A 22,063-nucleotide genomic window follows, 5' to 3' on the forward strand; every position below is an offset into this window, starting at 1 on the left:
GACTGGAGGAAATGACTATGTCTCACCTGCCGGAATGGACACTTGTCATTCTTCGCTCTGTATTCATATTAATTATTTTATTCGCTATTACGAAATGGTTAGGGAAAAGACAAATCTCTCAGCTCTCCTTTTTTGAATACATAGCCGGAATGACAATCGGTGACATCGCTGCCCAAGTATCTACAGGGCTCGATTCAAAATTTTTCCACGGCGTCTTTGCGATACTCATTTTCGCTGTGGTACCTTTTTTAACAGGCATCCTCTCTTTAAAGAACAAAACAGCTCGAGATTTTTTTGAAGGAAAATCTACCGTACTAATAAAAGACGGAAAGATACTCGAAGACAACTTAAAGAAAGAAAAATATACAAGTGACGAATTACTGGAACTTCTTCGTGGAAAAAATGCTTTCAGCGTAGCTGAAGTCGAATTTGCTGTCTTAGAACCGAGCGGAGAATTAAATGTACTATTAAAGAAAGATTCTCAACCACTTACAGCAAAAGACATCGGCTTAAAAGTACCAAATGAAAAAGAACCACAAACTGTTATTATGGATGGAAATGTCTTAGATGAACCTTTATCCTCAAGCGGGCATAACCGTGCTTGGTTACATTCCGAACTAGAAAAGCTCGGTGTTGTTATTGAAAATGTTTTTCTCGGTCAAGTGGATTCATATGGACAACTTACTATCGACATTTATAATGACAAACTACAAATGCCTTCTCCTCAAAATAAGCCTTTATTATTAGCATCTTTAAAAAAATGTCATGCTGATCTTGAACTATTTTCCCTAGAAACAAAGTCGAAATCAGCAAGCGAAATGTATAGTAAAAACGCGAAACACATCGAAAAGATTTTAAATAAAGTAACCTATCTTTTAAAAGAATAGATATCGAAAGAACGCTGTAGTAAAAAGGCGTTCTTTTCTTTTTTTCTATAGTTTTTATAACGTTTAAATTTATGTAATTCGGTTATGATGTTGAAGATACATAAGCAGGGAATTTCAAAAACATAGCGAATATTTCATGGTACAACTACATATTTTTTTGATTTAAAGTGGTTTCGTTTGACCTTTATTGACCATAATTGTATTATAAGACTAAGAAAGCTTTAGAAGGAGGAAATAACAGATGAATTTAATTCCTACAGTAATTGAACAAACAAATCGTGGAGAACGCGCTTACGATATTTACTCTCGACTATTAAAAGACCGCATCATTATGCTTGGTAGTGCAATTGATGACAACGTAGCTAACTCAATCGTTTCCCAGCTTTTATTCTTGGAATCTCAAGATCCAGAAAAAGATATTCACATCTACATCAACAGCCCTGGTGGTTCTATCACAGCAGGTATGGCAATTTACGATACAATGCAGTTTATTAAACCACAAGTATCAACAATCTGTATCGGTATGGCTGCATCTATGGGTGCATTCTTACTTGCAGCAGGTGAAAAAGGAAAACGTTATGCACTTCCAAACAGTGAAGTAATGATTCACCAACCACTTGGTGGAGCACAAGGTCAAGCGACTGAAATCGAAATCGCTGCAAAACGTATCCTGTTCTTACGTGAAAAACTAAACCAAATTCTTGCTGACCGCACAGGTCAACCACTTGAAGTACTACAACGCGACACAGACCGCGACAACTTCATGACAGCAGAAAAAGCTCTAGAATACGGTTTAATCGATAAGATCTTTACAAATCGTTAATTAATCAAAAGCGGAAGCGGCTCGTTTAGAATCCCAGGGTGTTGGAGCTTTTACATTCGAGGCGCTTTTTGCCTCGAATGTAAAAGCGAAACAACCGGAGATTCTAGCCGCTGGAGCTGGATAGACTAAAAGCGGAAGCGCCCTATAGCAGGGCGCTTTTTTTATAGTGTGGCCTCCGCACTCGCATACCCACCAACAAACAACAAAACAAAAAAGCTATCGCACATGCGCGATAGCTTCTTATTGTACATATGCAGCTAATGCTTCTAAAGCTTCTTCTGCATCTGAACCTTCTGTTGTAATTGTTATCATGCTACCAGTTCCAATTGCTAAGCTCATAATCCCCATTATGCTCTTTGCATTCACTGTCTTTCCATCTTTCTCGATGAAGATATCCGCATGAAAGCGATTGGCCTCTTGTACAAACAACGCAGCCGGACGTGCTTGTAAACCGTTTTTTAATGAAACCTTAACTCTTTTTTGAACCACAGCTCCATTTCCCCTTTAACCTCTTATTTTTTTGCTACCGTTTCCCCCGCGCGTAATTTCTCTGCAATCTCATCGATTTTACGCAAACGATGATTAATACCCGATTTACTAATTTTCCCCCCGGATACCATCTCGCCTAACTCTTTCAATGTTACATCTTGATAATCTCTTCGTAATTGTGCAATTTCTCGCAGTTTATCTGGTAATATATCAAGACCAACTGTCTCATCAATATAACGGATATTTTCAATCTGCCTTAGCGCTGCACCAATTGTTTTATTTAAATTGGCTGTTTCGCAGTTCACCAAACGATTTACTGAATTACGCATATCGCGAACGATTCGAATGTCTTCAAATCTTAAAAGTGCATTATGAGCGCCTATAATATTTAAAAACTCTGTAATCTTTTCTGCTTCTTTCAAATACGTAATGTACCCTTTTCTTCTTTCCAACGTCTTACTATTTAAATCAAATCCGTTCATCAGTTCACATATAGCATCATTATGTTCCTTATATAACGAAAAGACCTCTAAATGATAAGATGATGTTTCTGGGTTATTTACTGAACCACCTGCTAAAAATGCACCGCGTAAATACGATCGTTTACAACATTTCTTCTCAATCAATTCTTGTGATATATTTCGGATCAACGAAAAGTCGTCTCGAACAATATGAAGATCAGCTAATATTTCACGAGACTTCTCAACAAGCCGCACAATATATACATTATTTTTCTTCAATCGCATTTTTTTACGAACAAGTAATTCTACCGTCACGTCATATCCTTTTTTCAAAAGCGTATAAATCCTTCTTGCAATTGCCGCATTCTCCGTTTGAATATCGATAGATAGACGACGATTTGAAAAAGAAAGCGATCCGTTCATTCGAAGTAACGCTGATAATTCTGCTTTCTCACAGCATTCCTTCATCTCAAGATTCGTCAACTCTTTCTTTGTTTCTGATGCAAATGACACAGTCAACACCTCCTTATACGATTACTTTGGAACAAAAATCTTGTCCTATATGAAAGGATGAGCGTTACCTCAAACGAGGCAACGCACATCTACAACAGTGAATATAAAATAGAAGCTAGTTTTAATGTATCGTGCCTTACAACACGATCATCATACTTTGCTAATTGATCTTGAATGACATCAATATTGCTCTCTGTAAAACGCTCTTCATCTACTACAACTGGTGCCGACATTTCTTCCTCATATAACTGACGTAATTCACAAGGAATATCACGGTTATTTACAATTGCAGTATCGATAAATGGTTTACCTAAATGATCATGTAACGCCTGCACATGGTCAAACGCAGTATATCCCATCGTTTCACCAGCTTGCGTCATAACATTACACACATATACCTTCTTTGCTTTTGCAGCAAGAACAGCGTCCCCGATTTTGTTAACAACTAAATTCGGTAATATACTCGTATACAAACTTCCTGGACCAAAAACAAGTAAATCAGCTCGTTTAATCTCAGCCAACGTTTCATGTAACGGCTCTACATCTTCCGGAGTTAAAAAGACGCGGTTAATCTTCTTTCCGTAATAAGGAATCTTTGATTCACCTGTTACAATTTCTCCATCCTCTAGTTCCGCATGAAGTACCGCACTTTGGTTCGCTGCCGGTAACACACGTCCTCTGACATTTAACACTTTACTCGTTTCCGTAATCGCATGGAAAAAGTCTCCTGTAATCGAGGTCATACCCGCCAATAATAAATTTCCTAACGCATGACCTTTCAGCCCGTCTCCCGTTGTGAAACGATGCTGAAATAAAGCTTCCACCAGCGGTTCTACATCTGATAACGCAACAAGTACGTTGCGAATGTCACCTGGGGGTGGAATTTCTAGCTCATCACGTAATCTACCTGAACTGCCACCATCATCAGCGATTGTAACAACTGCTGTAATATCAACTGGATATTGTTTTAATCCTCGTAATAAAACAGAGAGTCCAGTACCGCCTCCCATGATAACAATTTTAGGTTTTCTCTCTTTTTTCATCCCTTAATGGCCCTTTCTCTTCTCCACATCACGATGAGATACATGAACGCTATACTCTGGTTTCAAATGTTTCCCAAGGTATTCTGTAAGCGTAACAGAACGATGCTGTCCACCTGTACATCCAATTGCAATTACAAGTTGACTCTTGCCTTCTCTTTTATAATGAGGCAGCATGAAAGTAATAAGATCCGTCAATTTCTCTAAAAACTTATGTGTCTCATTAAATTTCAGCACATACGATGAAACTTCCTCATCTAGTCCTGTTAATGGCTTCATATGTGGAATGTAATATGGATTTGGTAAAAAACGAACATCAAATACTAAATCTGCATCAATTGGAATACCGTACTTAAATCCAAATGACATAACATTTACACGAAATGCTTGCTCAGTTTCAGTTGAAAACAGATGAACAATTTTTTCACGTAATTCTTTCGGTTTTAAATCCGATGTATCAAGCACAATATTCGCTCGTGCCTTCATATCAGTTAATAAGCTGCGCTCCATTTCGATTCCCTTTAACGGCAAACCAGTTGGTGCAAGTGGATGCGAACGTCTCGTTTCTTTATAACGAGTTACAAGCGTGCCATCTTTCGCATCTAAGAATAAAATATGAGGAATAATCCATGTACGTTCTGATAAATCATCAAGCGCTCCCCATAAATGTTCGAAAAACTCTCGGCCACGTAAATCAACGCCAAGTGCTACTTTATTCATTTTTCCTTTTGAATCCGCCATAAGCTCAATAAACTTTGGCAATAACATCGGTGGTAAATTATCAACACAGAAATATCCTAAATCTTCAAAACTTTGTAAAGCTACTGTCTTTCCAGCTCCAGACATTCCTGTAATAATTACCATTTTTATATCATTATTCTCTGTCATCGTATCCTCTCCTTGACGGTTTAACTCGGATCTAATCGATATGAAAGCAACTCAAAATCTGGGGTATATACAAATGTACCGTAGATTATGCCATTTCCCTTAATTAAATAATCAATAATGTGATAATCTCCTGGTGCCATTGCTAAATCATCAATTTTGTCAAATGTATGCCAACCAATGATGCCTTCTTCGCTCTCTAGTTTGTTTTCTCCTGCAAAATCTGTCGCTAAAAAGGAGAACATCATCCACTCAGAAACAACTTTATCACCTTCTTGGATGACAAAGGTGAAGACCCCTTTTAACGCTGGGTTCTTTAAATAAATACCTGTTTCTTCACGATACTCGCGAACAACGGAATCTCTTACTGTCTCACCACGCTCCATTTTCCCGCCTGGTGCAACCCACCAATTTCGGCGAGGCTTTTGGAGTAAGAGCACTTCATTATCTCTAACTAACACACAGTTTGTCACTCTTTGCATGTTTCTTCACCTCAGCTACTTGCAGTAAATTTCTCACTGCATACTCATTTCATTATACTATCAAAAACAGTTTGCTACAACGAAGGAGCCAGTCCCCTTTCGCTAAGCACTGCTACTCAACAATTTTAAAAAAGCTTTCTATAACAAGCAATGTAAATACCTAGACTTTCAATGAATAGCATGAAAAATCCCCTTAACGATTTTTATCGCCAAGGGGATTAAAGTACTTATTTCTTACCGAAATAAGTAACAATCGCGAATCCTAAAATAAAGGTAATAATTGAACTTATAATTGAAAATCCTCCAGTTGGAATACCAGGGAACACAATTACAATTGAGCCGATAACAAGTCCAATAATTGCCGCAAATGTCATACTTTTATAACGATCTAACAAGAAACTAATTCCTTTACTACTTACAACAAACCCTACCATAACACCAGCACCGATAACTACGATTAAGGGTAAGTTCAGTGTAGTTAAAGCATTAATTGCTGTCGGATACACACCAATAATTAATAAAATAAATGATCCGCTAATTCCAGGAAGCAACATAGCCATACTAGCCATCCATCCTGCGAAAAATAAACCAATTGCATTTAAAATTGTTAACGTCGTAATTGGATCTGCTGCCTTATCCGGTTTAAAGAAAGCTGTGATTGCAACAAGAATTGCTGCAACGATTAGTAAAACAATGTGTTTACCTTTAAACGAAGACTTTGCATCAGCTTCTCTCATTAACATCGGTAATATACTAATAATTAAACCGAGGAAGAAAAATTGAGTCGGTTCATAATGATTTGCAAGTAAATATTTAATAACGTGGCTTAATGTTAAAAACGCCGCTGCCACACCAGCTGCAAGGGGAATTAAAAATCCTAAATGTTTTTTCCATTCACGACTAAAGAATCCACTAATCGCCGCAAGTAATTGTTCATAAATCCCTAACACAACAGCGATTGTACCGCCGCTCACACCAGGAATTAAATCACTAACGCCCATACAAAATCCACGATATATATTACGCCATTCCATACTGAATAAATTCCTCATTTCTTATAGTGATTTTTTCCGTAAAGTCCAGTATATCAATAAGAAAGCTTATAATCCTAATATTTTTTGACAAAACTTTGACATTTTCACAAAAAAGAAGAAAGCTCCTATCGGTAGCTTTCTTCTCAAAAGGTATGTTATCCCTTATTTTTCTGATACAGTTTTTAGTTCTTCTAACAATTCTTCTACGTAATGTTGTGCACTTTGTGCTGCAATACTACCATCACCTGTTGCAGTTACAATTTGACGTAGCATTTTTTCACGAACATCACCAGCTGCGAAAATACCTGGAACTTTCGTTTCCATACGCTCGTTTGTTTCAAGGTAACCATTTTCATTTGTAATACCTAGTTCCACAAATGGTTTTGATAATGGTAACATACCGATGTATACGAATACGCCGTCAGTTTTGACTTCTTTCTCTTCTCCACTGTTTACGTCTACAAGCGTTACGCTTCCTACTTTACCATTTGCATCGTTAATTTCTTTAATAGTGTGATTCCAAATGAAATCTACTTTCTCGTTTTGGAAAGCACGATCTTGTAAAATTTTCTGTGCACGAAGCGTATCACGACGGTGAACAATTGTCACCTTCGATGCGAAGCGTGTTAAGAACACACCCTCTTCAACAGCAGAATCTCCGCCACCAATAACTACAAGTTCTTTTCCTTTAAAGAAAGCACCATCACATACTGCACAATATGATACACCGCGGCCGCCAAGTTCTGCTTCGCCTGGCACACCAATTTTTTTATACTCTGCACCGCTTGCAACGATAATTGCACGTGCTTTATATTCTTTTTTACCAGCAACAATTGTTTTGTATTCTTTACCATCGATGACTGCTTTCACATCACCGTATGCATATTCAGCACCAAATTTCTTCGCATGCTCGAACATTTTATTTGATAAGTCTGGTCCTAAAATAGACTCATAACCTGGGTAGTTTTCTACATCTTCTGTGTTTGCCATTTGGCCACCTGGGATACCACGCTCAAGCATTAATGTGCTTAAATTTGCACGAGATGTATATACTGCAGCTGTCATCCCAGCTGGTCCTGCACCAATAATAATGACATCATAAATTTTTTCTTCTGACACACTATTCACTCCTATTCATTCCTACACAATTAAGTTACCCTCATTATACTGTTAGCATCATTTTTTTCCCAATGATTTGCTTACTCTATGTGTGCGTACGCTTAACAGCCTGCACATACTTTCGAACAGTCGCTACAGATACATTATATACATCTCCAAGCTCCGACTGTGTCATCTTATTTCCTTGTTCGCTGCGCACGATATATTCAACCGCAGCTGACCAGCCGTATACATTGGTGAAAACTGCCCCAGATGTATATAAACGTATGAACGTACAGAACCAAAATTGTAAACACTCTTCGATTAATTCATCATCTTTTTTCGTATAATTATATAAAGCATCCGCAATTCGCGCACACTGTTCAAATTGCTGTAAATCAGCTGGAATACTCTTATGGCTATTAAGTAAAAAGAAATACTTTGCAAGTTGCGATACGATTGGAACACCGTTCTTCGCCTGCGTTACATCAAAGAAGAATCCCACCTTCTCTGGCGTGGACAACTCATTCATTAAATATAAAGCTAGCATTTGTTCCTCTAGCGTCGCACTTTGCTGAAATGATTTTCGTAATTCTTCAAATAATACGTTTTGTCCTTCATCCGCTAAATTCAGCGCATTCCACGGTTCTTTCCCCTTTTTATCAGGGTGCAATTCTACAACATGTTGCCACATTTTTTCAGCTACTTGCTGATCTTTCACCATGTAAGCAGAATATGCAAACCAATAATAAAAACTAACGTCTCCCTCGTACCCTTGACGCTTTAATACTTTAAACCATTTATATGCAGGCTCAAAATGACCAATTGTGGCAAGTGTCGTTCCCAGTTTCAAACGATGCTCGAACGAAATTGGATATACCGAAACTAACTGAGCAGCTAACGCTTCTACTTGTTTATGCTCTCCAATTGAATATAGGAAAATAAGCGTATTACAAAGCGCATGTATATTACCAGGATTTTTCTCTAAAATCATTTCCGTTAACTTCAGCGCCTTATCTACATTACCAGATTGAAAATGTGCAATGGCTAAATTATTATGACCCGACCAAAATTCCGGATAATCTTTCGTAACAATTTCTAATGTAGCAATTGCTTCTTCCAATTGTCCGTTACGAATATAACGATTCGCTTCTTCCTGCATAACAATTAAATCATCTTCATCCTCAATCTCTTCCGCACCCATCGCTTCTTCTTCCATAATCTCAAGTAATTCTAATGTATCTTCTACAAATTCCTTCTCTTCTGCAACTTCTAAATAGCGATCCGCATACTTTTTTGCCTGCTGAAATAGCCCCATATATGCATAATTATTTGCAATAAAATAATAGCACTGTTCAAGTTCTGGATTAGATCTAACAAGCTTAAAGAAGATTTGATTCGACTCTTGATATTCACCAGCCTCAGATAATACTGTTGCTAATTGGCATAAAATAAACGGCTCCTTCTCACTTTGTGCCGCTCTTCGAAAATATTTAATTGCATCTTGCAATTTTTGCCCTTTGTAAGCCCTCATCCCTTTTTTATAAAAGAAGTCCGCTAATTGATTAAAAGAGATAACTTGTCCGTTCTCCTTATATATTCCTTGATTTTTCCCCATATATCCTCCAGTTTTTTGTTTTCTTCGTTCACACATTCTTCTATCTATAAGTATAAACGATTCCGTAAAAAACAAAACAGTATATTATACTCAATTATTTCCTTTTTATTCATTAAAAAAGAAGAGAAATGTTACATTTTTACTATCAACCTTCTCTAGCATCCATTTCTTCTTTCGTATAAATAACACGCATTGGATTTCCACCCACGAAAGCACCACTTGGAACATCTCTATGAACAAGTGTGCCAGCTGAAATAATCGCGCCATCCCCAATTTTTACACCTGGTAATATAGTCGTATTCGCTCCAATCATCACTTCATTTCCTATGATGATCTCTCCAAGTCGATATTCACGAATTAAATATTCATGTGCTAAAAGCGTTGTGTTATAGCCGACAATCGAATTCTCTCCCACAGTTATCTTTTCTGGGAACATAATGTCCGGCATTACCATAAGCGCAAATGATGTTTTCTTTCCGACTTTCATCCGTAAGAATGTGCGGTACAACCAATTCTTGACGGATAAAAATGGCGTGTAACGTGCAATTTGGATAATAATAAAGTTCTTCATTACCTTCCAAAAGGACACTGTTTTATACACATTCCATAATGAATTCTCTCCCGAAACAGGATAGCGCGTTGTCCGTCGCACTTAGCTCGCTCCTCTACTAAAGTAGGGAAATACGCCCCTACTAACTTACTTGGACCTTTATGACCGGTTCATATTAGACAAAATCGGTAGCAAATCACTCATTTTATCTAGCATAAAGTCCGGCTTGTAAGCCGCTAAATACGCTCTACCTTTCAACGTCCATGAAACAGCAGCCGTTTTCGTACCCGCATTTTGTCCACCAACAATATCATGATGGTTATCCCCAACCATCAATGCTTCTTCCGGTTTCGCATCTAATAACTCAAGCGCTTTTTGAAGTGGCTCTGGATGTGGTTTCACATGCTCTACATCATCAATTGTTACGACAACATCAAAAAAATCATCAAGCTTTGACAGCTTTAATCCCATTTCAACGGTTTGTCTCGCTTTCGTTGTAACAATACCAACTTTATAGCCTTGCTTCTTCAACTCTTGAACTGTTTCATATACAGTTTCATATTCTTCCACTAATTCATCGTGATGCTCATGGTTAAATTGACGATAACATGTAATCATTTCTTCAACCTTGTTCTCATCAATCTTGCTGAAAGTATCATGTAAAGATGGACCAATGAATGGCAATACATCTTCACGCTTATATTGATTTGGATAATATGTATGTAACGTATGTAAAAAAGAAGAAATAATAAGTTCGTTTGTATTAATTAACGTTCCATCTAAATCAAATAACACTGTATTTATTCTCATTGCCTTAGTCCCTTCTCTTTCCTGAATATGAAAGAAGCAGCATCTCATAATAAGATGCTACTTTTCTCTAATTTTCCGAATATCTTTTATCAGCTTGCCCCATTTTTCGTCTCACAATAATGAAAATAATAGAAATAACAACAAGTCCAATTGACATTACTTGTGCGATACGAAGTGGTCCTAGCATTAAACTATCTGTACGTAAGCCTTCTACGAAGAAGCGCCCTACTGAATACCAAATTAAATATGTGAAAAATAATTCCCCGCGTCGTAAATTCACTTTTCGTAATGCAAGTAATAAAATGACACCTGCAAAATTCCATAATGATTCATATAAAAACGTTGGGTGATAGTACACACCTTCAATATACATTTGATTAATAATGAAATCCGGTAAATGAAGACCCTCTAAAAACTGTCTCGTTACTTCATCACCATGTGCCTCTTGGTTCATAAAGTTTCCCCATCGGCCAATTGCTTGTCCTAGTAAAATACTTGGCGCTGCAATATCTGCTAACTTCCAGAATGAAAGTCCGCGTCGTTTCGCAAAAAGAATCCCTGTAATAACAGCCCCGATTAAACCACCATGAATCGCCAAGCCACCTTGACGAATATTAATAATTTGACTCGGGTTTTGCGCGTAATATTCCCATTCAAAAATAACGTAGTACATTCTCGCAAATAGAATAGCGATCGGTACTGCAATTAATACAAGGTCAACAAATGTATCTTTTGGAATACCTAGCCTTTCTCCCTCACGAGTTGCTAGCCAAAGACCTAGTAGCACACCTGTACCGATAATAATCCCGTACCAATAAACAGGAAACGGTCCAAGTTGGATCGCTACACGGTCAAGCTGTGGTACAGAACCTAACAGCATATGTATGACCTCCCTCTCCAAAGTTTACTCCTGATTTCCTAACTCAATCGCACTCATTAATCGTTCAGAGAACTGTTGTGCTGCATTGACTCCCATACGTTTCAAACGGAAGTTCATCGCTGCTACTTCAATAATAACAGCCAAGTTTCGACCAGGACGAACTGGAAGTGTAATCTTCGTAAGTTCTGTATCAATAATCTTCATCTTCTCTTCATCAAGACCTAAGCGATCGTAATTTTTCTTTTGATCCCAAATTTCAAGATTAATAACAAGTGTAATACGCTTATAATTTCGCACTGCCCCTGCACCGAATAACGTCATAACGTTAATGATACCTAGACCACGAATTTCTAATAAATGCTCAATTAAATCTGGTGAGCTTCCTACTAATGTGTCTTCATCTTCTTGGCGAATTTCTACGCTATCATCCGCAACAAGGCGGTGACCACGTTTTACAAGCTCAAGAGCTGTCTCACTTTTACCGACACCACTTTGACCTGTAATTAAAACACCAACACCGTAAATATCTACTAACACACCATGTACAGCTGTTGTTGGCGCTAACTTACCTTCTAAATAATTTGTTAAACGACTTGATAATCTTGTTGTCGTTTGAGAAGAACGTAATAAAGGCATACCCGATTCACGTGACGCTTGCAGTAACTCATCTGGTACATCTTGATTACGAGTTATAATAATACACGGCGTCTCCTCAGTACAAAGCGCTTTCATTCTCTCTTGTTTTTGCTCTGTCGTTAACGTGTCAAAGAACGTAAGCTCCGTCTTTCCAAGAAGCTGTACGCGATCAGCTGGATAATATGTAAAAAATCCTGCCATTTCAATTCCAGGTCGCGATAAATCACTTGTATCAATCGGACGATGAATTCCTTCTTCACCACTTATTAACTCCAATTGAAATTGTTCAATTAAATCTTTTGTCCTTACTTTCGGCATATGTATAAACCTCCACTCCGCTGCGGGTTCAGTCTCATTTGATGTAAAATTCCATTCTACCGGATATTGTACCATTTTTTTCTGGAAACAAGAAATACGGTTTCTAATAAATAGAAAAAAACATTTCATACACATCATGAAATGTTTTTCTTTTTGTCATTTTCTCTTTTTTTCATATAAAGGTTCCACAATTGCCTTTTCAATAATCATATTAAAAATTGAAATACAAATTGCCGCAACGATTGCTACACCAAACCCTGATATATTAAATGCATCTCCTAACAATGAATCTGCTATCTTTAACGTAATCGCATTAATAACAATTAAGAAGAACCCGAAAGTTACAACAGTAATCGGTAGCGTAATTAAAATTAAAAACGGTTTTACAAACACATTTAAAACAGCCAAGATAATACTCGCAATAATTGCAGTTTGTATATTTGCTACGTAAAACGCGTCTGGCGCAATCCCTTTTAAAAGTCCCGATACAGCGATTAACACAACGCTATTTACAAGAAGTGATACAATCCATCTCATTTTCTTACACATCCTTTTGACATATATATTTCATCATACGCTAATAGATAATAAACGCAAGTATCATACAAATACTTATATCAATTTATTCTATTCTCCATGCTTGTATACCTACTAACATTTCCTCACAAAATAAGGGCCACACCATCTATGTTCATGAGTTTTTACAAAGGTCCAAGTGAACTCTTTATCTACAATATAGATATCCCCTTTATACATATCGTCCCTCTCACACAATATATCCTCTATATGTAATAAACTCGCATCTTTTATTAGCAGTACATCATCACAATGTTGATAGAATATACAGCAATCCTTTTTCACTTCATTATGAAACGCGTTCTCCGCTTCTTCACCCTCTAAACACTTCTTTTTCTCATAACTAAATATGTGCCAAAGATACCCACATGCATACTTATCTCCATACAGGAAAATGTCTTCTTTTTCCCTATCACTTAAATGGTTTGCAAAATGCTCCTCCCAGCGCTTGCGAAAATATACACCCCAACTTTGAAACTCTCTTACTTTCATATTTTTCTTTCTTAAAATATCTATAAAGTGAAACTTTAATCAGTGGGTTTTTGTTCATCTCCCACTGATTATTAGTTGAACCAATCGGGCTTTTACGGGCAGTTAATCCCCCACCTAACTTCTTTGCTTCCGCTGAATTTTGAGGTGGGGATCTTACTGCCCGTTAATGCGGGGCAAACTCCATCTTCTCCCCCTATGAACGAAAAACCGAGCGGCATTTCCACTCGGTTTTTAGTAATACACTTATTGTGATAACTCTACTTCTTTTATTTTCTCTTTCATTCTTGCTTTATCACGGACTAAAATCTCTTTTAAATACTTACCTGTATACGATTGCTCTTCTTTCACTACTTGCTCTGGCGTTCCGGAAGCAACGATTTGTCCACCCTTGTCTCCACCTTCTGGTCCAAGGTCAACGATATAATCAGCTGTTTTAATCACATCTAAATTATGTTCAATTACAAGTACGGTTTCACCGCTCTCAACAAGACGTTGCAGAACTTCTAGAAGACGCGCGATATCATGTGCATGTAAACCAGTCGTCGGCTCGTCTAAAATGTATAGCGTACGCCCAGTAGAACGACGGTGTAATTCAGAAGCTAGCTTCACACGCTGCGCTTCACCACCAGATAACGTCGTAGCTGGCTGTCCCAATTTCATATAACCAAGCCCAACATCTACAAGTGTTTGAAGTTTACGCTTAATTTTCGGGATATTAGCAAAGAACTCTACTCCATCTTCGATTGTCATCCCTAACACTTCAGAAATGTTTTTATCTTTATATTTCACTTCTAACGTTTCACGGTTGTAACGTTTACCGTGACAAACTTCACACGGAACATATACGTCTGGTAAGAAGTGCATTTCGATTTTAATAATTCCATCACCACGACATGCTTCACAACGTCCACCTTTTACATTAAAGCTGAAACGTCCTTTTTGATATCCGCGCACTTTCGCTTCATTCGTTTGCGCAAACACATCACGAATATCATCGAATACACCTGTATACGTCGCTGGATTAGAACGTGGTGTACGCCCGATTGGCGATTGATCAATATCGATTACTTTATCTAAATGCTCAAGACCTTTAATTTCTTTATGAGTCCCCGGCTTCGCTTTCGCTTTATATAACTTTTGCGCTAACGATTTATATAGTACCTCATTAATCATCGTACTTTTACCGGAACCAGATACACCCGTTATCGCTACAAACGTACCAAGCGGGAATGACATCTTTGCATTTTTTAAGTTATTCTCTTTTGCACCGACAATTTCCACTTTACGTCCGTCACCTTTACGTCTTTCAAGTGGAACCGGAATAAACTCTTTACCACTCAAATACTTACCTGTTAACGAATTCTCATCTTGCATCACTTCAGCTGGTGTACCTGCTGACACAACTTGACCGCCATGAATACCTGCACCAGGTCCGATATCAAGTAAATAATCAGCAGCCATCATCGTATCTTCATCATGCTCAACGACAATTAACGTATTACCTAAATCGCGCATTTCTTGCAATGTGCGAATAAGACGATCGTTATCACGTTGATGTAAACCGATAGAAGGCTCATCAAGAATGTAAAGTACGCCAGTAAGACGAGAACCGATTTGCGTCGCTAAACGAATACGCTGTGCCTCACCACCTGATAAAGTTCCTGCAGCACGACTTAACGTTAAATAATCTAAACCAACGTTCACTAAGAATCCAACACGCTCTTGGATTTCTCTTAAAATTAAATGAGCAATTTTTTGTTGCTTCTCCGTTAGCTCCACATTTGAGAAGAATTCCTGTACTTCTTGAACAGAATACTTCGTTACGTCAGCAATCGTTTTATCACCAACGAAAACAGCTAAACTCTCAGGCTTTAAGCGTCCACCTTTACACTTTGGACAAGCTTGCTCTGCCATATACTTTTCCATTTGCTCACGAATATAATCAGAACTCGTTTCACGATAACGACGTTCAATATTCGGAATAACACCTTCAAATAAAATCTCATTTTCCTTCACTTGACCAAATTCATTTACATAGCGGAAATAAACTTTCTCTTCTCCGCTTCCGTACAACACTTTATCAAATAAATCTTTCGGTATATCTTTCACAGGCATATCCATATCAACGCCGTAATGATTACATACAGATTGTAAAAGCTGTGGGTAATATTGTGAGCTTGTCGGTTCCCAAGGCGCAATCGCATGTTCATTTAATGATAAATCCCAGTTCGGAATAACAAGTTCTAAATCTACCTCTAACTTTGAACCAAGTCCATCACAAGAAGGACATGCCCCGAATGGACTGTTGAATGAGAACATACGCGGCTCTAATTCTCCGATTGAAAAACCACAATGTGGGCAAGCATGATGTTCACTAAATAGAAGTTCCTCTTCTCCCATTACATCAATTAAGACTCTTCCCCCGCCAAGTCTTAATGCACTTTCAAGAGAATCCGCAAGACGGCTTGCGATTCCTTCTTTTACAACAATACGATCAATTACAACTTCAATAGAATGCTTCTTATTTTTATCTAACGCAATATCTTCAGATACATCAAGCATTTCACCATCAACACGTACACGAACATATCCTTGCTTCTTAATGTCTTCAAGCACTTTCACATGTGCACCTTTACGCCCAGAAACGATAGGAGCTAACACTTGTAATTTCGTACGTTCAGGATACTCCAGTACACGGTCTACCATCTGCTCTACTGTTTGTGATGTAATTTCAATACCATGATTCGGACAAATCGGCGTACCAATTCGTGCAAATAATAAACGTAAATAATCATAAATCTCCGTTACCGTTCCGACAGTTGAACGTGGATTGCGACTCGTTGTTTTTTGGTCGATTGAAATCGCTGGAGATAAGCCTTCAATCGTATCCACGTCAGGTTTATCCATTTGCCCTAAAAACTGGCGCGCATACGCAGATAACGATTCTACGTATCTGCGCTGCCCTTCTGCATAAATCGTATCAAACGCTAATGATGATTTCCCTGAACCAGACAATCCTGTCACAACAACAAGCTGATTTCTCGGAATGGTTACATCAATATTTTTTAAGTTATGTGCTCTAGCACCTTTTACAACAATAAAATCCTTGCTCATGCTCACTCTGTTCACCCTTCCGCTTTTAATTCTAATAGTAAATCTCTTAATTCAGCTGCACGCTCGAAATCTAACGCTTTTGCTGCTTCCTTCATCTCTGCTTCCATCTTCGCAATTGTCTTTTCACGCTCTTTTTTCGTCATCTTCTTAGCTGGTGCTGCTTCATATGTTTCCGGCTCTTCAGCAGCTGTCGTTGCACGGATAACATCACGCACGCCTTTTTGAATCGTTTTCGGCGTAATACCGTGCTCTTTATTGTAAGCCTCTTGTATCGTACGACGACGCTGCGTTTCTTCAATCGCAATTCCCATCGATCTTGTTATACGATCTGCGTACATAATTACGCGGCCGTTTTCATTACGTGCTGCACGACCGATTGTTTGAATTAATGAACGCTCTGAACGCAAGAAGCCTTCCTTATCAGCATCTAAAATAGCTACAAGTGATACTTCTGGAATATCTAACCCTTCTCGTAATAAGTTAATACCGACAAGTACATCAAACTTACCAAGACGAAGGTCACGGATAATTTCAATACGTTCTAACGTTTTAATTTCAGAGTGAAGATAGTTTACTTTAATTCCTACATCTTTTAAGTAATCCGTTAAATCCTCTGACATCTTCTTCGTTAAAGTCGTAATTAATACACGTTCATTTTTTGCAATGCGATCTTGAATTTCTCCTAATAAATCATCAATCTGTCCTTCAATTGGTCGTATATCAATTGGTGGATCTAAAAGCCCTGTTGGACGAATAATTTGTTCTATTACTTCCGGTGACTGCTCTAACTCATAAGGTCCTGGCGTTGCTGAAACGTAAATCACTTGATTCGTTTTCTCTTCAAATTCATCAAACGTAAGCGGTCTATTATCTAAAGCTGATGGCAAACGGAATCCATGATCTACAAGCACTTGCTTACGTGCTTGGTCACCGTTATACATCGCTCTTACTTGTGGCACTGATACGTGTGACTCATCCATAACGATTAAGAAATCTTCTGGGAAATAGTCTAATAACGTATATGGCGTTGCACCCGCCGGACGAAGTGTTAAATGACGGGAATAGTTTTCAATCCCTGAACAAAATCCCATCTCGCGCATCATTTCTAAATCATAACGTGTGCGCTGCTCTATACGCTGCGCTTCTAACAACTTGCCATTATCATTTAATTCCTTTAAACGCTCTTCTAATTCTTTTTCGATATTTTCAATAGCGACCTTCATCTTTTCTTCACGTGTAACGAAGTGAGATGCTGGGAAGATTGCTACATGATCACGTTCTGCTAATACTTCACCTGTTAACGCATTTACTTCGCGAATACGATCAATTTCATCGCCGAAAAACTCAATTCGAATACAATGCTCGTCAAGTGATGCCGGGAAGATTTCAACTACATCCCCGCGCACACGGAATGTACCACGCTTGAAATCAATATCATTACGTCCATACTGCACATCAACAAGTTCACGAAGCAATTGATTGCGGTCCTTCTCCATGCCAACGCGAAGTGAAACAACTAACTCGCGGTATTCTTCTGGAGAACCTAAACCATATATACATGAAACACTCGCAACGATAATTACATCGTCCCGTTCAAATAGTGCAGACGTTGCTGAGTGACGCAATTTATCAATTTCATCATTAATTTGCGCATCTTTTTCAATAAACGTATCTGTTTGCGGCACATACGCTTCTGGCTGATAATAATCGTAATAACTAACAAAATATTCAACTGCATTATTCGGAAAGAAATCTTTCAGCTCACTATATAACTGTCCAGCTAACGTTTTATTATGAGCCATGACAAGTGTTGGCTTCTGCACTTCTTTAATGACATTTGAAATCGTAAATGTCTTACCCGTTCCTGTCGCTCCAAGCAACACTTGCTTTTTCTTTCCACTATTAATTCCCTCTACAAGCTTCTCTATAGCTACCGGCTGATCACCTTGGGGGGAATACGCTGAAATAATTTCAAATTGATGTTCCACTTAAGTTCCGACCTCCTCATAAAAATCTGTATTATTATTTTACCACGAACGCCCATAAAAAACCTAAAAAAACGAACAGATATTCGGTAAAATTTTCGACAATATATACATAGAAAAAGGAAGGAGTCAAATCTTCCTTCCTCTACTAACTCTATTTTTTAGGTACATATAATAAATCATATCCATTGCGCCCACTTTCATTCGCACAATCTATTAACCTATAAGCCATTTGTGCTTCACGCCACTCTTTAACAATCCTTTTACAGCTATCTTCATTCATACCTGTATGATTACCAGCAAATCGATCTTGTCTATTATCTAACATATGAATTATATCTGTTCCACTATACTCTAACGTTTGAAAAACCGGATCACCTTCATGTGTATAATGTACAATTCTTATTTTATCAACTTCCCCTTGTTCCACATTCAAAACGAACTTTTCAAATTTATCTAGATTGGAAGTTCCTGCTTCCTTTACAATGACATCATTCTTCTTATCAATTGTAATGTTAGGTTGTGAGCATGCTACTAAACTAAAGAGAAGTAGGCATATAAAACCACTTCTTTTTCCTATTGTCATCCGCTCCTATAAAAATCATTTGTATACTGCAAAAGCTACTTTCCTCTACGAAAGTAGCTTCTCTTTTCCTTTTTCCTTCTTCGGGAAAAGAACATATGAAAATGAAATAACTGTATCCACTAAAAGTATAATCGCCCAAACTTGGCTAACACGACTTGCTTTTTCATTTAAAACAATCCCCGTTTCTAACCAATTATGCCACTGTTCAAACGGGACAAAACCGTACAGAAAGAAAAAGAAAATATGCACAACAACGAATAAAACAAGATGTAATACCCAATTTTTTATTTCCTGCTTCGCGTAAGCCATACCTGTTAATTCTACGTGTTCTTCCCTAATTGGCGCTGGTTCATTCCGCCATTTCGCAACTAGCTTTTGCGCAAATATATCAAGCTTCTTCAAATCCTTTTTCCCGTAGAAAACTGCATACAATAAAATAATTACCGTAATGATTTGAAAATTAGAGAACTTCCCTGTTTGATAATAGTCCACTACCCCTAAAGTTAAAATAAACACTTCATTTACGAGGAGTACAATCCCCATCATAAAGCTCGCCTTTTTCAAACGGAATCCGTAACGAAGTAAAAAGAAACCGATAGCCGATAACCAAAATACAATCTCTGCCCCAATTAAAAAGTACCAACGATATTCTGCGAGTATACTCATTTATCCCTCTCCTTCTCATCATATATACGAAAAGCTTCATCCATATATAATAAAAATTCTTCTTCGATTGGATACATGCTCATTTTCTGTGAATCTTCCTTCGACTTTCTAACTTCCCATAACTTATCTAAAAACGCTTCATCACCATTGGCCATTTCTAAACACTTCTGCATTAATCTCTTCATTGCCCCTTGCACCTCATCACTTGCCGCTTCTTTACCGTCTTTCATAAAGGTGCGTAATTGCTTTAATAAATCTACCCATTCTAAAACATTCGGATTTTCTTCACTCATATTTGGCAAGTTATGAAGCAATTTTTGTTCTTCCTTTGAAAATACTTCATTTTGAAATATTTCACGTATACGAGACGACTGTTTCGAAAGCTGAATCAGTTCAAACATAACTTTCCAATCAAGTTCTCCCTCCACATCCACGGAATAAACAACAGCTTGTAAAATACGTTCCATTCGATTAAATTTCTTTTGTTCTTCCTGTACAAACCGAAGTTGTTTTTCAAGAGAGTCCTTTAAGTTAAACTCACCTTTTACTAACATATTCGCAGCCTCTTTTAATGAAAATCCCATTTCCTTTAAAAATAAAATTTGTTGCAGACGTATTACGTCAGCTGCACCATATAAACGATGCCCGCCTTCTGTTTTCCCGCTCGGCTTCAATAAATCTATTTGATCATAATAACGTAATGTACGTACTGTTACCCCTGTTTCTTTCGTCAATTGTTGTATTGAAATCACTACCATCACCTCTTCCCCTTCATTATAAAAGATGACGTCACGTCACTTTCAAGCCTTTTGTAAAAAAATACAAAAAGCTGTTTATACTCTTTGTATAAACAGCTTTTACTGAAATAATCCTTTTTGTACAGCGCGGCCACAAAATAAAATAAGTGCTCCAACAACAACGCTCGTTGCTGTTTTATGATAATGAGCTGAAACTAATAAATAATATGATAAACCTACAGTACCAAGCATAATACAAATGCTTGGCACTGGATAACGAGAGAAGTTCTGCATTCCCCAAAACAAAGCAAAAATAGCCGTAGCGACACATAATACCGGTAATCCCATCCCAGTTCCCCTTTTTCTATCTATTCCTTGTTGCTAACACACTCGTCGATGCCATACTTATTAACAAACCAAAAATAACAATATATAATAACTCATTTACCTGTACTACTTGCCTATCTAAATACTTATTTACACAAAGATACATAATGAACAAGAACACGAAGCTTGTCATACTAAGCGTAAAATACGACTTCATCTTGTTCACAACTCGCTCATCAATCGACGGTACTCCCTCTTCTTTCAAACGCTTTTGTTCTCTATATTCCGAAATACTATATAAAATGACTAGCGCTACATTCGATATGAAGATTGTTCCCCGCGAAATACTTAAAATCATTAAACTCACATTTAAAACAAGACCCGCTAAAAATAAACTTCCTATGAACCGTATAACATCTTGCTTACTCATACATGATCAGCCTCTTTTTGATTTCTATATTTCCACTTCGGCCAATAGTTCACAAGAAAATACACCCACTGCCCTAGTACAAACAAAACAAACGGCATACCGGCATTTCCATCAACAATTAAATTATATAAACTCCATATCGCTAAACTAATCGTAAAAAATAACCCTATATATTTAAACGCTTTATCTGACTGGAATCTCTCAAACTCATCTTGCATTTTTCATTCCTCCTATCTCTATGCTCGTTTCCCTATCATGACTCCTATGATGAGACTCCCCGCAAATAAAGAACTACATATCATAAGTATTTCTTGCACTGGTATAACAGCTCTGCCTATTGCTTTACTCGCAACAATATAAACAATAAGCAATAGAAACGCGAATACAAATGAGACATTTACATATTTTTTTATATTTTCATTTACTCGCTCATCTATATCTGGAAGTTCTTCTTTTTTGTACTTACGCTTTTTGTAATACGTATACACTATCAAAAATACAATTGCTAAAACGTTACTCACTACGAGCGGTAAAATTGGTATAGCCGGATTCATAATATGAACTACAATGTCTCCCAAAAACAATCCAAAAGTCGCACCGATAAATAACTTTTTAGTATCGCTCAT

General features: G+C 37.6%; 25 protein-coding genes. 2 read left to right on the top strand and 23 right to left on the bottom strand.

The features are described 5' to 3' along the window. Positions 1 to 17: 17 nt before the first annotated feature. A complete protein-coding gene (locus tag MR113_RS15475; RefSeq protein WP_098585090.1) occupies positions 18 to 887 on the top strand; it encodes a DUF421 domain-containing protein in 870 nt (289 codons plus the stop codon). 241 nt (positions 888 to 1,128) lie between these two features. Next, positions 1,129 to 1,710 carry an ATP-dependent Clp endopeptidase proteolytic subunit ClpP gene (clpP, locus tag MR113_RS15480; protein WP_001049162.1) on the top strand — a complete coding sequence of 194 codons (582 nt, stop codon included), beginning with the start codon at positions 1,129 to 1,131 and terminating at the stop codon, positions 1,708 to 1,710. Between the two features lie 240 nt (positions 1,711 to 1,950). Here clpP and MR113_RS15485 read toward each other — a convergent pair whose 3' ends face one another. The 23 genes from MR113_RS15485 to MR113_RS15595 all read right to left on the bottom strand — a co-directional run bounded on the left by MR113_RS15485 (position 1,951) and on the right by MR113_RS15595 (position 22,063). After that, positions 1,951 to 2,199, bottom strand: coding sequence for an HPr family phosphocarrier protein (locus tag MR113_RS15485; RefSeq protein WP_000250306.1), 249 nt, complete (start codon positions 2,197 to 2,199; stop codon positions 1,951 to 1,953). A gap of 23 nt (positions 2,200 to 2,222) precedes the next feature. After that, positions 2,223 to 3,173: a DNA-binding protein WhiA gene (whiA, locus tag MR113_RS15490; RefSeq protein WP_064476215.1), complete on the bottom strand. Its 951-nt coding sequence runs from the start codon at positions 3,171 to 3,173 to the stop codon at positions 2,223 to 2,225. Between the two features lie 89 nt (positions 3,174 to 3,262). After that, on the bottom strand, positions 3,263 to 4,216 hold the full coding sequence (locus MR113_RS15495) for a gluconeogenesis factor YvcK family protein (protein ID WP_098374190.1): 954 nt from the start codon (positions 4,214 to 4,216) through the stop codon (positions 3,263 to 3,265). 3 nt (positions 4,217 to 4,219) lie between these two features. Beyond that, the gene (rapZ, locus tag MR113_RS15500; RefSeq protein WP_000138462.1) at positions 4,220 to 5,101 is read right to left on the bottom strand and encodes an RNase adapter RapZ; all 882 of its coding nucleotides are present in this window, start codon (positions 5,099 to 5,101) and stop codon (positions 4,220 to 4,222) included. A 20-nt stretch (positions 5,102 to 5,121) separates the two neighbouring features. Further along, positions 5,122 to 5,580: an NUDIX hydrolase gene (locus MR113_RS15505; RefSeq protein ID WP_061679302.1), complete on the bottom strand. Its 459-nt coding sequence runs from the start codon at positions 5,578 to 5,580 to the stop codon at positions 5,122 to 5,124. 227 nt (positions 5,581 to 5,807) lie between these two features. Next, the gene (locus MR113_RS15510) at positions 5,808 to 6,614 is read right to left on the bottom strand and encodes a DUF368 domain-containing protein (protein ID WP_000455196.1); all 807 of its coding nucleotides are present in this window, start codon (positions 6,612 to 6,614) and stop codon (positions 5,808 to 5,810) included. A 162-nt stretch (positions 6,615 to 6,776) separates the two neighbouring features. Beyond that, complete coding sequence (gene trxB / locus MR113_RS15515; RefSeq protein ID WP_242255317.1) at positions 6,777 to 7,733, bottom strand: thioredoxin-disulfide reductase; 957 nt, start codon at positions 7,731 to 7,733, stop codon at positions 6,777 to 6,779. An 85-nt stretch (positions 7,734 to 7,818) separates the two neighbouring features. After that, positions 7,819 to 9,330: a tetratricopeptide repeat protein gene (locus MR113_RS15520; RefSeq protein WP_097863737.1), complete on the bottom strand. Its 1,512-nt coding sequence runs from the start codon at positions 9,328 to 9,330 to the stop codon at positions 7,819 to 7,821. Positions 9,331 to 9,475: 145 nt separating this feature from the next. After that, entirely contained in the window at positions 9,476 to 9,982 is a 507-nt protein-coding gene (locus MR113_RS15525) for an acyltransferase (RefSeq protein ID WP_061679305.1), read from the bottom strand. Positions 9,983 to 10,039: 57 nt separating this feature from the next. Continuing rightward, positions 10,040 to 10,690: a pyrophosphatase PpaX gene (gene ppaX, locus MR113_RS15530; protein WP_242255319.1), complete on the bottom strand. Its 651-nt coding sequence runs from the start codon at positions 10,688 to 10,690 to the stop codon at positions 10,040 to 10,042. Positions 10,691 to 10,757: 67 nt separating this feature from the next. After that, complete coding sequence (lgt, locus tag MR113_RS15535; protein ID WP_000924230.1) at positions 10,758 to 11,570, bottom strand: prolipoprotein diacylglyceryl transferase; 813 nt, start codon at positions 11,568 to 11,570, stop codon at positions 10,758 to 10,760. 24 nt (positions 11,571 to 11,594) lie between these two features. Next, on the bottom strand, positions 11,595 to 12,524 hold the full coding sequence (gene hprK, locus MR113_RS15540; protein WP_001127251.1) for an HPr(Ser) kinase/phosphatase: 930 nt from the start codon (positions 12,522 to 12,524) through the stop codon (positions 11,595 to 11,597). Between the two features lie 156 nt (positions 12,525 to 12,680). Beyond that, on the bottom strand, positions 12,681 to 13,061 hold the full coding sequence (locus MR113_RS15545; protein WP_001267308.1) for a phage holin family protein: 381 nt from the start codon (positions 13,059 to 13,061) through the stop codon (positions 12,681 to 12,683). Between the two features lie 114 nt (positions 13,062 to 13,175). Next, the gene (locus MR113_RS15550; protein WP_242255321.1) at positions 13,176 to 13,592 is read right to left on the bottom strand and encodes a DUF4275 family protein; all 417 of its coding nucleotides are present in this window, start codon (positions 13,590 to 13,592) and stop codon (positions 13,176 to 13,178) included. Between the two features lie 243 nt (positions 13,593 to 13,835). Further along, entirely contained in the window at positions 13,836 to 16,706 is a 2,871-nt protein-coding gene (gene uvrA, locus MR113_RS15555; protein ID WP_242255352.1) for an excinuclease ABC subunit UvrA, read from the bottom strand. Between the two features lie 11 nt (positions 16,707 to 16,717). Next, positions 16,718 to 18,694, bottom strand: coding sequence for an excinuclease ABC subunit B (gene uvrB / locus MR113_RS15560; protein WP_061679311.1), 1,977 nt, complete (start codon positions 18,692 to 18,694; stop codon positions 16,718 to 16,720). A gap of 151 nt (positions 18,695 to 18,845) precedes the next feature. Next, on the bottom strand, positions 18,846 to 19,277 hold the full coding sequence (locus tag MR113_RS15565) for a DUF4362 domain-containing protein (RefSeq protein WP_002073537.1): 432 nt from the start codon (positions 19,275 to 19,277) through the stop codon (positions 18,846 to 18,848). 45 nt (positions 19,278 to 19,322) lie between these two features. Further along, the gene (locus tag MR113_RS15570) at positions 19,323 to 19,943 is read right to left on the bottom strand and encodes a hypothetical protein (protein ID WP_242255323.1); all 621 of its coding nucleotides are present in this window, start codon (positions 19,941 to 19,943) and stop codon (positions 19,323 to 19,325) included. Then, a complete protein-coding gene (locus tag MR113_RS15575) occupies positions 19,940 to 20,701 on the bottom strand; it encodes a MerR family transcriptional regulator (protein WP_242255325.1) in 762 nt (253 codons plus the stop codon). The genes MR113_RS15570 and MR113_RS15575 overlap by 4 nt, the downstream gene beginning before the upstream one ends. 99 nt (positions 20,702 to 20,800) lie before the next feature. Then, complete coding sequence (locus MR113_RS15580) at positions 20,801 to 21,028, bottom strand: hypothetical protein (protein ID WP_242255327.1); 228 nt, start codon at positions 21,026 to 21,028, stop codon at positions 20,801 to 20,803. 16 nt (positions 21,029 to 21,044) lie between these two features. Further along, complete coding sequence (locus MR113_RS15585) at positions 21,045 to 21,437, bottom strand: ATPase (protein ID WP_242255329.1); 393 nt, start codon at positions 21,435 to 21,437, stop codon at positions 21,045 to 21,047. Further along, the gene (locus MR113_RS15590) at positions 21,434 to 21,655 is read right to left on the bottom strand and encodes a hypothetical protein (protein WP_242255336.1); all 222 of its coding nucleotides are present in this window, start codon (positions 21,653 to 21,655) and stop codon (positions 21,434 to 21,436) included. The genes MR113_RS15585 and MR113_RS15590 overlap by 4 nt, the downstream gene beginning before the upstream one ends. A gap of 18 nt (positions 21,656 to 21,673) precedes the next feature. Further along, a complete protein-coding gene (locus MR113_RS15595) occupies positions 21,674 to 22,063 on the bottom strand; it encodes a hypothetical protein (protein WP_242255338.1) in 390 nt (129 codons plus the stop codon).

The sequence above is a fragment of the Bacillus cereus group sp. BfR-BA-01379 genome, assembly GCF_022663605.1.
Classification (GTDB): domain Bacteria; phylum Bacillota; class Bacilli; order Bacillales; family Bacillaceae_G; genus Bacillus_A; species Bacillus_A mobilis.